General features: G+C 41.6%; 10 protein-coding genes and 2 tRNA genes. 5 read left to right on the top strand and 7 right to left on the bottom strand.

Going from position 1 to position 12,880, the window contains the following annotated elements; translation table 11 throughout:
* Nucleotides 1–98: 98 nt before the first annotated feature.
* A complete protein-coding gene (locus tag BXY_RS22065; protein WP_015532990.1) occupies nucleotides 99–701 on the bottom strand; it encodes a TlpA family protein disulfide reductase in 603 nt (200 codons plus the stop codon).
* Nucleotides 702–795: 94 nt separating this feature from the next.
* Between BXY_RS22065 and BXY_RS22070 the strand changes: the two genes are divergently transcribed.
* A tRNA-Thr gene (locus BXY_RS22070) sits at nucleotides 796–869 on the top strand.
* A gap of 46 nt (nucleotides 870–915) precedes the next feature.
* Here the strand turns inward: BXY_RS22070 and BXY_RS22075 are convergent.
* The 5 genes from BXY_RS22075 to feoB all read right to left on the bottom strand — a co-directional run bounded on the left by BXY_RS22075 (nucleotide 916) and on the right by feoB (nucleotide 5,746).
* The gene (locus BXY_RS22075) at nucleotides 916–1,803 is read right to left on the bottom strand and encodes a DMT family transporter (RefSeq protein WP_008644587.1); all 888 of its coding nucleotides are present in this window, start codon (nucleotides 1,801–1,803) and stop codon (nucleotides 916–918) included.
* A gap of 157 nt (nucleotides 1,804–1,960) precedes the next feature.
* The gene (locus BXY_RS22080; protein ID WP_008644585.1) at nucleotides 1,961–2,614 is read right to left on the bottom strand and encodes a hypothetical protein; all 654 of its coding nucleotides are present in this window, start codon (nucleotides 2,612–2,614) and stop codon (nucleotides 1,961–1,963) included.
* A gap of 310 nt (nucleotides 2,615–2,924) precedes the next feature.
* Nucleotides 2,925–2,996 (bottom strand) — tRNA-Cys (locus BXY_RS22085).
* 51 nt (nucleotides 2,997–3,047) lie between these two features.
* The gene (locus BXY_RS22090; protein WP_004312937.1) at nucleotides 3,048–3,263 is read right to left on the bottom strand and encodes a hypothetical protein; all 216 of its coding nucleotides are present in this window, start codon (nucleotides 3,261–3,263) and stop codon (nucleotides 3,048–3,050) included.
* On the bottom strand, nucleotides 3,260–5,746 hold the full coding sequence (gene feoB / locus BXY_RS22095) for a ferrous iron transport protein B (protein WP_008774741.1): 2,487 nt from the start codon (nucleotides 5,744–5,746) through the stop codon (nucleotides 3,260–3,262). The genes BXY_RS22090 and feoB overlap by 4 nt, the downstream gene beginning before the upstream one ends.
* A 144-nt stretch (nucleotides 5,747–5,890) precedes the next feature.
* Here feoB and tilS point away from each other — a divergent pair, with 144 nt between their 5' ends.
* Nucleotides 5,891–7,171, top strand: coding sequence for a tRNA lysidine(34) synthetase TilS (tilS, locus tag BXY_RS22100; RefSeq protein WP_015532992.1), 1,281 nt, complete (start codon nucleotides 5,891–5,893; stop codon nucleotides 7,169–7,171).
* Here the strand turns inward: tilS and BXY_RS22105 are convergent.
* Nucleotides 7,156–7,992, bottom strand: a complete 837-nt coding sequence (locus BXY_RS22105) for a 4Fe-4S binding protein (protein WP_074705482.1) — start codon at nucleotides 7,990–7,992, stop codon at nucleotides 7,156–7,158. The genes tilS and BXY_RS22105 overlap by 16 nt on opposite strands.
* 236 nt (nucleotides 7,993–8,228) lie before the next feature.
* Here BXY_RS22105 and rho point away from each other — a divergent pair, with 236 nt between their 5' ends.
* From rho to BXY_RS22120, 3 genes are all read left to right on the top strand, one after another.
* Nucleotides 8,229–10,487 carry a transcription termination factor Rho gene (rho, locus tag BXY_RS22110; RefSeq protein WP_015532994.1) on the top strand — a complete coding sequence of 753 codons (2,259 nt, stop codon included), beginning with the start codon at nucleotides 8,229–8,231 and terminating at the stop codon, nucleotides 10,485–10,487.
* A 286-nt stretch (nucleotides 10,488–10,773) separates the two neighbouring features.
* A complete protein-coding gene (locus BXY_RS22115; protein WP_015532996.1) occupies nucleotides 10,774–12,240 on the top strand; it encodes a sulfatase family protein in 1,467 nt (488 codons plus the stop codon).
* 273 nt (nucleotides 12,241–12,513) lie between these two features.
* A partial coding sequence (locus tag BXY_RS22120; protein WP_243442511.1) for an MATE family efflux transporter occupies nucleotides 12,514–12,880 on the top strand: 367 nt, incomplete at its 3' end.

Consider the following 12,880-nt stretch of genomic DNA (forward strand, 5'->3'; position numbering starts at 1 on the left):
TATATAACCCAAATAGTGACGCCATCACATCAGGATAGCGTCACTATTTTTATATGCTCATAAATGCTCCGTCAAAAACGCCTAATGAAGGCTTTCTTTCATTTCAGCATCTCATTAATCTTCTGTACAAGAGAAGCAAACTCTTCTTCATTATACAAACGAGTCAGTTTTACAATTCTTCCTTCCTTATCAACTAACACATTTCTTGTTATTCCGGATTCACGCAATGCATATTTCGCAAAAATATCAGCTCCCGGATCCAGTCCTAACGGATAAGTCACTCCGGTAGATTTAGCAAAAGCCAATACTTTATCAAGTGGTTCGTCACGGTCAATGCCAATTAAAGCAAAGTCTGCATTATTTTTATGCTTTAACCAAATATCCTTCTCAATAAACGGCATTTCTTTACGACAAACTCCGCACCAACTTGCAGTAAACTGCAACATGACAACCTTACCACGAAGGGAAGATAAACTCACTTGTTTACCATCTGTCAGGGTAATCGTAAAGTCCGGAGCCATCTCTCCTACCCGAACAATATATCCTGTACTATCTGTCTGAACAGATATAGCATCTGCAGCTACTTCTACACTATCTGTTGCAACTTCTACATTTGCCGTCCCCTTTTTCTGTCCGGAACAAGCCCATATACTTATGGCTAAAATCGCCATACCACATACATTCATAATTTTCATTTTCATCTAATCATTGGTAACTTTGCAAATATAAAAAAAGTATGCGATGTATTTGCATTTTTAAAAGAAATTCATACCTTTGCACCCGCAAAAGAAAAACGCCTCTTTAGCTCAGTTGGCCAGAGCACGTGATTTGTAATCTCGGGGTCGTTGGTTCGAATCCGACAAGAGGCTCTCCTATAAAAATGTTGTTTATCCGATCAGGTAAAACAGCATTTTTTTATACTCTTTCATTTTTTTGTTTACGAAATATTACCACACTCACAGCCAACAGAATTAAAATAATCCCAATAGCGCTATTCAGAGTAAATAATTCTTTAAACACAAAAACTCCGATCACCACAGCTGTCAATGGTTCCATCGCACCTAAAATAGATGTCAACGTAGGCCCTGCATATTTAATAGCCCGTACCAATGTTATATTAGAAATGGCTGTAGCCGGTAATGCAAGTCCCAAAATAATCAACCAGGTATAACCGTCAGCTACCAGCCGAAGCCCGGAAGTAGTCAGAGCACCTATAAAATAAAGAACGGTTCCTAACCCCATAACATAACAAGTCAGTACAGTGGAATTGATTCGAACAGCGCGTGTCATTCGTACACCAACAATATACCCCGCATAGGAAAACACAGAAACACAAGCTGCTACCAGTCCGACTATCGTATCACCATTTTTCGCCTCTAGTTCCCCCGATGAAAGCAAGGCCGCTCCTAATAAGGACATGAAGACCGCAAACATCACCCAAAGGGATTTCTTTTCCTGAAAGAAGTACATCATGACTAGAGATACCGCCAACGGATACATAAAATGAATGGTTGACGCCACCCCGGTAGCTATATTCTGATATGCTATAAGCAAACTGAATGAAGTAACTGCCCTCAACAAACTTAATAAAAGAACAACTAAAAAATCCTTCTTTTCCAATCGAAAACTACATCCCGAACACCATCCGAACAGAGTCAACGCAATTGTCGCCACTCCCCAACGATAGGAAAGCACTTCGAAAGCTGAAAAACCTGCCAACAATAAAGTGAGGGAAAAGAACGGAGCCAGTCCAAAAGTAGAGGAAGACACCGCTGCATAAAGTATACCTTTTATACGATTCATCAATCTATTCAACTAATTTCCGATATTCATGGGTACAAAGATCATAAATATTTCTTTAATATCACCATTAATTTCACATTATCAGTTAATCGATCTAACCCCTAAATCAGTACAAGAAGATAAGTCTGATACATTTCCTCCTTATAAATATAACCTTTTAATAATCCTCAATAACTGTATTTCCAAAAATATCCTTTTTGATAATTTTTCTATGACCATCACTACTTTCAATTATTTCGTTCCCAAAAATATCTTTTTTAATGGTTGTTCTATTGCCTTTGTCATCTTCGATAATGGTATTTCCAAAGATATCTTTTTTAATCGTCTTTCTATTACCTTTATTGTCTCGAATGATAGTATTTCCAAAAATATCCTCTTCGATAGTCTTTCTATTACCTTTATCATCGCGAATGATGGTATTTCCAAAAATATCCTCTTCGATAGTCTTTCTATTACCTTTATCATCGCGAATGGTGATATTCCCAAAAATATCTTTTTCAATAGTCTTTCTATTGCCCTTATCATCACGAATGGTAATATTTCCAAAAATATCCTCTTCAATGGTCTTTCTATTGCCTTTATCATCACGAATAGTGATATTCCCAAAAATATCCTTTTCAATGGTCTTCCTATTGCCTTTATCATCACGAATGATGATATTTCCAAAGATATCCTTTTCGACAGTCTTTCTCCCTTGATTAACTCCCGAATACTCATAATTGTCTTCAATAAGATTTGCACCATAGCTCTTTATTATATAAGGAGCCAAAATAAATTGGGTAGCAAATAGGATAAATAAAATCTTTTTCATGGGTTTTTCTTTTGGTTTATAACAAAAGTAACGCAGGAAAATCATAAAAAACTAGTGAATACTATAATTGTCGATAGGGAAAAGCCTAAAATAAAGAATTAAACACAGTACCTATTGTACCATACCATAATGCGGGAATTGACGAGAGCACCCAGCAGGAACAATAGATTTCTCTTCTAAATAAAGAATAAAGCAGGTATTCAGACTGAGCCGAATATTCTCAAATTTTCAAGTGGTCCCCCGAAACGGTCTCCGTAAAAAATAAGCCCTTGAAAGTGCTTGACTCTCAAGGGCTTTAAAGTGATAGTTGAGGTTCCTGGCGGATTCGAACCGCCGTACACGGTTTTGCAGACCGCTGACTAAGCCACTCATCCAAGGAACCATTATTTCTCGTTTGCGGTTGCAAAGGTAGTACAAATTTTGAAACTACCAACTATCCGCAGCAATTTTTCTTTGTACTTTTTTTCTTTACATCACACTCTCTGCGTTTCTTCTCCATCATATCCTTTAGTTCACAGCCACTTACGCAGCTGTCACAAGGATTCTGATTTTCCCGCGTACGACGAAAAAAAAGAAATATTCCATATACGACACGGGCAATGCAGAGCACAACGAGTACTCCGACTACCCACTCTTGCCAATTATTCATACAAACAATCCTCCAATCTGATAAACAGTAAATGATACAAGCCAAGCTAATGCCGTTGTATAACAGGCAGCAAAAAGCGCCCATTTCCAACTACCCGATTCCTGTTTGATAGCCGCCAACGCCGCAATACACGGGAAGTAAATCAATACAAACAGCATATAACAGAAAGCGACCAATGGAGTAATCGGAATACGTTCTGCCAAACTCACCGAGTCAGCATCCGGATCATCTGCATACAAAACGCCTAACGTACTTACCACCAATTCTTTCGCCCCTACACCGGAAAGCAAGCCAATACCTAATTTCCAATCAAATCCCAATGGCTTTATTACCGGCTCTATTCCACGCCCCAACTGACCGATATAAGAATTCTCCTGCTGCTCGGCAACCGTTTCATAAGCATCATGATTCGGATAATATCCCAGAAACCAGATAATAATAGAAGCAATCATAATAATTCCACCCATCTTTTTCAGATACTGCGCTCCCTTTTCCCATGTATGCCGGAAGATAGACTTCGCTGTCGGCATTCGGTAAGGAGGAAGCTCCATCACAAACGGCGTATCATCACCCTTTATCAGAAACTTGCTAAACAAGCGAGCCATTACCACGGCCAGCACAATACCAATCACATAGATACTTAACAGCACCAAACTTGCATTGTTCGGGAAGAAAGCACCCACCAACAATAAATAAATCGGCAGACGCGCACTACAAGACATCAATGGATTCACCAACATGGTAATGAGACGACTCTTCCGGTTCTCAATAGTACGGGACGCTATAATCGCAGGCACATTACATCCGAATCCCATAATCAGAGGAATAAACGACTTTCCGTGCAACCCCATTTTATGCATGATCTTATCCATGATAAAAGCCGCACGAGCCATATAACCAGAATCCTCCATGATAGAAATACAGAAATACAGAATCAGGATATTCGGTAAGAAAACAATGACAGCTCCTACCCCACCGATAATTCCATCAATCAGCAGATCTTTAAATGGACCTTCCGACATATTATTGCGCAACAATTCACCAAGCTGCTCTACCATCCATTCAATCCCCATCATCGGATATTCGCCAATGACAAATGTACCTTCAAACATCAGATACATAAAAAGAAAGAAAATAGGAAATCCCCAGACACGATGAGTTACAATCGAATCCAATACCTTTGTTGTCTGCGCCTGTTCCAGATGATTATCCGTGAACGTTTCTTTCAACGCACCACTGATAAATCCATATTTAGCATCAGTAATAGCCGATTCACAATCCTCATTCATTGTCTCCTGAACACGCTTCGACATCTTGTCGCGGACATGAAAAATTTCATCCGCATTCGGCAATGTGCGTACAATACGCTCAATGTCAGGATCATTCTCCAACAATTTAATGGAGAGGAAACGGGTAGAATATTTATGCCGGATAAACTCGTTCTTGGACACTTCACTTTTTACAGCCTCAATCGCTTTTTCTATATCAGGACCGTGGTTTATATGAATATGCCGGAAGACGCGCCCCGTCTTTTTATGTTCACGCACATAATCTTCCAGATGCTCTTCCTCATGGTTCTTACGGTCTTCCAAAGAGTCATGCCATTCAGTCAAGTCTTTGAGAACTTCCGGATTCATGTTTCCCTGTTTATCGAAGAAGTCTACTCCTTCATACAGATTGATAACTACATGAAACAACGTATCCAATCCACGATTTTTCTTACTGGCAGTAGGCAACATCGGCACCCCGAACAACTTGCTCAACAAATGGTAATCCAATGTATTTCCACTGGCTTCCAGTTCATCATAGATATTCAGAGCCACTACCATGCGGACATTCATGTCTATCAATTGAGTAGTCAGATATAAGTTTCGCTCCAGATTAGAAGAATCGACGACATTAATAATCACGTCAGGAGTTTCATCGATAATATGACGGCGAACATAGATTTCTTCCGGCGTATAAGCAGATAAAGAATAAGTTCCCGGCAGATCGACAATACGGAAATGATAACCTTCGAAGTCAAAATAACCTTCTTTGGCATCCACGGTCACACCGCTATAATTACCTACATGCTCATGAGCACCGGACGCAAGATTAAACAAAGAAGTCTTGCCACTGTTCGGGTTTCCGACCAAGGCAACATTGATGGTGCGACGTTTACCTAACGCCAACCGTTTCATATCTTCTTCTTTTACTGAAAGGTCTTCGGGTAATCCTTCATGATAAACAGTCTTTTCAGCCAGTTCTTTTGCCTCCTCCTCGCTGATTACTTCGATCATTTCAGCTTCCTGACGACGAAGAGATATTTCATAACCTAAGACTTTATATTTTATGGGATCTTTTAGGGGAGCGTTCAACAGCACTTCAACCGTTTTACCTTTAATGAAGCCCATCTCCACAATACGTTTACGAAAACCACCGTGCCCCAATACCTTTACAATAACACCTTTTTCTCCTGTTTTTAATTCGGACAAACGCATAACTCTCAAAATTTTCGGCAAAGATAATTCATAACTTCGGAGCACGCAAATTATTTAGAATGTTTTTAAATAGCAGCCATTTTCTTCCTCCAAAAGATTTAGGAAAAATAAAAAACTTATTGATAAACTCGTATCTTTGCAGATATGATACAACAACGCGTTACAAAATATATAGAAAAAGAACATTTGTTCTCACTGGATGCCAAAGTCCTGATTGCATTGAGTGGCGGTGCCGACTCGGTGGCACTGCTATGTATTCTGCACACAGCAGGTTATCATTGCGAAGCCGCACACTGTAATTTCCACCTGCGAGGCGAAGAATCAGACCGGGATGAACTGTTTGTCCGCCAACTTTGCAAAAGAACCGGAATCCATTTGCATACAATTGATTTTAACACGACACAATACGCAAAGGAAAAACAGATTTCGATTGAAATGGCTGCACGGGAATTACGCTATGACTGGTTCGAGAAAACGAGAAAAGAATGCCAGGCAGATGTGATCGCCGTAGCACATCATCAGGATGATAGCGTAGAAACCATACTACTCAATCTGATTCGAGGTACAGGAATTACCGGTTTATTAGGAATCCGCCCCCGCAACGGAGCAATCGTGCGGCCTCTGCTTTGCGTCAATCGAGAAGATATCATTCATTATCTGGAGAGCATTGGACAAGATTATGTAACAGACAGTACCAATCTGGAAGACGAATATACCCGTAACAAAATCCGGCTCAATCTCCTTCCTCTTATGCAGGAAATCAATCCGTCAGTCAAAAAGAATCTGATAGACACGAGCAATTATCTGAATGATGTAGCTACCATATATAATAAATGCATAGAGGAAACCAAAAATAATATTGTAACGACAGAAGGTATCCGAATCAGTGAGTTAGTAAAAGAACCGGCACCCGAAGCTATTCTATTCGAAATCTTGCATCCTCTAGGCTTCAATTCTGCACAAATCAAAGATATTGCCTTTTCGCTTCACAGCCAACCGGGCAAACAATTTTGCAGTAAAAAATGGAGAGTGATAAAAGACAGAGAATTCTTATTAATAGAAGCTATTGAATCGGGAAATGAAATTCTTCTTCCTTTTCAAATCATCAAAGAAGAAAAAGAATACACCCCTGATTTCCTAATTCCACGCGACAAAGGAATAGCCTGTTTTGATGCCGACAAACTGAATGGAGATATTCATTACCGGAAATGGCAGACAGGAGACACTTTTATTCCTTTCGGAATGAAAGGAAAGAAAAAAATAAGCGATTATCTGACCGACCGCAAATTTTCTATCAGTCAAAAAGAACGCCAGTGGGTACTCTGCTGTGGAGAACACATTGCGTGGCTGATAGGCGAACGAACAGACAACCGCTTTCGTATTGATGAAACGACTAAGCGTGTCGTAATCTACAAAATAGTTTGAGGCAATTTCTGTTTCTTGAAGCAATCTGACAACAAAGCCGCAAAAGGAGTATCATACACCCGTGCTTTCTTAACGCAGGCTTTTACACAGGCACAACACTTGATACATTTAGCTTCATCTGTATGCAGCTCATCCCCTTTCGTTATAGCCCCTGCCGGACAACGGACCACACACAACCCACAATGGGTACACAAATTCTCATCCTCCACCCAAGGAGTGCGGGGAAGCGGTGTTCCACTTTTACGCAACTTGATAACTTTCCTCAAAAAGCGAAACAAAGGAAAAAATGGCTGGCTCGGACGTTTGATAGCACGTACGTCTACCGGATAAAGGGTATCCATGCTATCGGCAGCCTGTATTTTTTCCATGATTTTCTTCCCAAATTCCGTAGCAAAGGCCAAATCCGACTCATCGGGACGTCCCATCGCAATCGGGTGTTTATCAGTACTATATGAATGCTCTCCAATAAAAGTTGCCCCGGCAATCACTTTCAATCCATGAGGAATAGCAAAAGCATCCAGTTCCATTAAAGCTTTTTCATAAGCACGGTTTCCATACACCACCACCAAAACGGTCGGAGTATCCACTCCCCGGATGTACTGCAAACGCTCCATTGCCAGAGGAGCGACATGCCCTCCATACACAGGCACTACAATAATGGCCAAAGCAGATGCAGGAATCACGATTTCATCTGCAATCTGCTGCGTCACATTGATAGGAAGGATATTTTTTATGCCCGTACCGTGAACAATCGCTTCCGCAACTTGTTTAGATGTGTGTGTAGGCGAAAAATAAATTAAATGAGCTTCATTTACTGTCATACTATTTTCTTTTATGTAGCAAAGATACACTTTTACGTGGAAAAAAATGTTTGATTGTTCATGAAACCAAAAAAAATTATTATCTTTGCCCCGTTGAAACATTCTACGATTCAACATATACATCCCTAATTCAGAATAAAAAACAAAACGTATGCTTGCATATCTGTAGCCATAAGCTGTAGTAATGCTGTCCGTAATTCAGCAAAAAAAGAAATATTAATAACTTACCATACTATATGTATAACATTATCCAATTAAACGACAAAAATCTGTCGGAACTTCAAGTTATTGCCAAAGAGTTAGGCATAAAAAAAGCAGACTCATACAAAAAAGAAGACCTTGTTTATAAGATACTCGATGAACAGGCTATTGTAGGAGCTACTAAGAAAGTTGCCGCAGATAAGCTCAAAGAAGAACGCAAAAATGAAGAACAAAAGAAAAAGCGTTCACGGGTAGCTCCTACCAAAAAAGAAGACAAGGTAGTTTCCACACCAAAGAGTGGAGAGGTTAATAAAACAAAAGAAGCCACTCCTGTAAAAGCACCACAACCTTCCAAGAAAGAAGAAAGTACAAACAAAGAAAAAGAAGCTCCTGTTGTAGAAGCTAAAGCAGAAAACGCTACTACTGCTCCCAAGCGTAAAGTGGGACGTCCACGCAAGAGCGCTGACGCAGAAGAGAAAAAAGAAGTAGAAAATGTAACACCGGCTGCTCCCAAAGTGGTGGAAACTAAGCCTGTTGTTGCAGAGAAAACTACTGAAACAAAAGAAAAAGCTGCTCCAGCACAACAGCCGACTGCTGAAAAGAAAGCAAAAAGCAAACCGGCTGCAGAAACAAATAAACCAGCCGCAGAGCCAAACAAGCCTGTTGCAGAGAAAAAAGTTATAGATAAACCACAAAAGAAAGCCGCACCCGTTATCGACGAGGAAAGCAATATCTTATCCAGCGTTGACGATGATGATTTTATTCCAATCGAAGATCTGCCTTCTGAAAAAATAGAGCTTCCTACCGAACTCTTTGGCAAATTCGAGGCAACTAAAACAGAACCTGTGCAAACAGCACCTGAACAGCCATCTCATCCTCAACAGCAACAACAATCTCAACAGCAGCAAGCACAGCAGCAACGCCCGCGTATTGTCCGTCCACGCGACAATAACAACGGTAACAACAATGTGAACAATAATAGCAATAACGCTAATAACAACAATAATAATTTCCAGCGTAATAACAATAATCAAAATCAGGTTCAGAATCAGAACCAACAACGCTTACCGATGCCACGTGCCACTCAGCAAAACCATGCGAACGAGAATCTTCCGGCACAACAGCAACAACAGCAGGAGCGCAAGGTTATTGAACGCGAAAAGCCTTACGAATTCGATGATATTCTCAACGGAGTAGGCGTTCTGGAAATCATGCAGGATGGATACGGATTCCTCCGTTCTTCCGATTACAACTACCTTTCTTCTCCGGACGACATTTATGTATCACAATCTCAAATCAAACTCTTTGGTTTGAAAACCGGTGATGTAGTGGAAGGTGTTATCCGTCCACCCAAAGAAGGAGAAAAATATTTCCCGTTGGTAAAAGTGTCGAAAATTAACGGACGTGACGCAGCTTTCGTTCGCGACCGTGTTCCTTTCGAACATCTGACACCTCTTTTCCCGGATGAAAAGTTCAAACTTTGCAAAGGCGGTTATTCAGACTCCATGTCTGCACGCGTTGTTGACCTTTTCGCTCCTATCGGTAAAGGACAACGTGCCTTGATCGTTGCCCAGCCAAAGACAGGTAAGACTATCTTAATGAAAGATATCGCTAACGCTATTGCAGCCAATCACCCGGAAGTTTACATGATTATGCTGCTGATTGACGAACGTCCGGAAGAAGTAACCGATATGGCACGCAGCGTTAATGCAGAAGTTATCGCTTCTACTTTCGACGAACCGGCAGAACGTCACGTAAAAATTGCAGGTATTGTATTGGAAAAGGCAAAACGTTTGGTAGAATGTGGTCACGACGTAGTGATCTTCCTTGATTCTATCACCCGTCTGGCTCGTGCATACAATACAGTATCTCCTGCATCCGGTAAAGTTCTTTCCGGTGGTGTGGATGCAAATGCACTTCACAAACCTAAACGTTTCTTCGGTGCTGCCCGTAATATTGAAAACGGCGGCTCGTTGACCATCATCGCTACCGCATTGATCGATACCGGTTCTAAAATGGACGAAGTTATCTTCGAAGAATTTAAGGGTACCGGCAACATGGAGTTGCAGCTCGACCGCAACCTGTCCAACAAACGTATCTTCCCGGCAGTCAACATTACTGCATCCAGCACTCGTCGCGACGACCTGTTGCTTGATAAGACAACTCTTGACCGCATGTGGATATTACGTAAATATCTTGCAGACATGAATCCGATCGAAGCAATGGACTTCGTTAAAGACCGTTTGGAAAAGACCAGAGATAACGATGAATTCCTGATGAGCATGAACAGCTAATTAGCGGTAAACGATAAATGATGAACGGTGAACAAACTGCGTCCTAATAATTGCAGTTTGTTCACCGTTCTCTTTTTTAGCCACCCCGTTAATCAATAACCACTTGCCGTTCATCCTTCACAATCCAACGTTCATCAGCAATAGTTCCCCCTAATACTCCATCACACATTACATTTTTGTACAAAATACTTTCACTTGCGTCCAAAACTACTACTTCACCCTTTTTTGCATTTCCTTTTTTCCTACTTTTGTTTCAAAATCAACTATTACTTAATTCTAACCAGTAATGAAAACTATTTATCCATTCATGGGATTAGCCCTATGCGGCGTAGCAGCCCAAGCTCAAGAAAAGCCCAATTTCCTGATTATCCAGTGCGACCATTTGACACAACGCGTCGTCGGAGCTTACGGGCAAACACAAGGCTGCACCCTCCCTATTGACGAAGTCGCTTCACGAGGAGTTATCTTCTCCAATGCTTATGTAGGCTGCCCTCTCAGCCAACCTTCACGCGCAGCTTTATGGAGCGGCATGATGCCTCATCAAACGAATGTACGTTCGAACTCCAGCGAACCTATCAACCCACGTATTCCCGAAAATGTACCGACACTAGGAAGCCTTTTTTCCGAAAACGGTTACGAAGCCGTACACTTCGGAAAAACACACGACATGGGCTCCCTAAGAGGATTCAAACACAAAGAACCGGTAGCCAAACCATTCACTGATCCGGAGTTCCCGGTCAATAACGACAGCTTCCTGGACGTAGGAACCTGCGAAGACGCTGTTGCTTATTTAAGCAACCCTCCCAAAGAACCCTTCATCTGTATTGCCGATTTTCAGAACCCTCACAACATTTGCGGATTCGTAGGAGCAAATGAAGGAGTACATACCGACCGCCCCATCAGCGGAACTCTTCCTGAACTACCAGCCAACTTCGACGTGGAAGACTGGAACAATATCCCCAAACCGGTGCAATACATCTGTTGCAGCCATCGCCGCATGACCCAGGCCTCTCATTGGAATGAAGAGAATTACCGTCATTACATTGCCGCTTTCCAGCACTATACTAAAATGGTGTCCAAGCAAGTAGACAGTGTATTAAAAGCTCTTTACTCCACTCCTGCCGGAAGAAACACCATCGTTGTTATCATGGCCGATCATGGCGACGGAATGGCTTCACACCGTATGGTGACCAAGCATATTAGTTTCTATGATGAAATGACAAACGTTCCGTTTATCTTCGCAGGCCCCGGCATCAAACAACAGAAAAAACCAGTAAAGCAACTATTGACACAGCCTACGCTGGATCTTTTGCCTACCCTTTGTGATTTGGCAGGAATTTCCGTTCCAGTCGAAAAGCCGGGAATCAGTCTCGCACCTACATTAAAAGGAGAGAAACAGAAAAAGACTCACCCTTATGTAGTTTCCGAATGGCACAGCGAATATGAATATGTCGTTACCCCCGGACGTATGGTACGCGGACCGAGATACAAATACACGCACTATCTGGAAGGCAACGGAGAAGAACTATATGATATGAAAAAAGATCCGGGAGAACGTAAGAATCTCGCCAAAGATCCGAAATACAGTAAAGTTCTCGCAGAACACCGTGCCATGCTTGATGATTACATCACCCGCACAAAAGATGACTACCGAAGCTTGAAAGTAGATGCTGATCCACGATGCAGAAACCATACTCCCGGCTACCCTAACCACGAAGGTCCTGGAGTTCGGGAAATACTCAAAAGAAAATAAATAATAAAAAAGAGTGAAGACAACAAAGAAATCTTCACTCTTTTTAGTTCTTTCGCTGGCAAACTTACAAGCAAGCACCGCACTAGTATAGCCCAAGAACACCGGCAAACACAAATCATCCGGTTCATATTAAGCCGTAAGGGAGACATACTTCATTCCGAATCAACTAACGATAAAACTCCCGAAGGTCCGGAAATAGTTTTCATCTACCCCATCGCCTCCGAATCGAAATAAAGCACTATCTTTGCAAAGTGTAAACTTAAACGCTTAATTATGTATACCAACAAACAGATTTGGAGTGTCAGTTACCCGATACTACTAAGCTTGCTGGCACAAAATGTCATCAATGTCACCGACACAGCATTCCTCGGACACGTGAGCGAGGTAGCTCTTGGAGCATCGGCTATGGGCGGGTTATTTTATATATGTGTATTCACCATCGCATTCGGATTCAGTACCGGTTCGCAGATTGTCATAGCACGACGCAATGGCGAAGGCCGCTATTCAGATGTCGGCCCTGTCATGATTCAAGGAGTCATGTTCCTGTTCGTGATGGCACTGCTACTATTTGGATTCACCAAGGCATTCGGTGGAAACATCATGCGTTTGCTAGTTTCTTCAGAATCCATCTACGAAGGAA

It is taken from the genome of Bacteroides xylanisolvens XB1A (assembly GCF_000210075.1).
In the GTDB taxonomy this organism is placed as follows: domain Bacteria; phylum Bacteroidota; class Bacteroidia; order Bacteroidales; family Bacteroidaceae; genus Bacteroides; species Bacteroides xylanisolvens.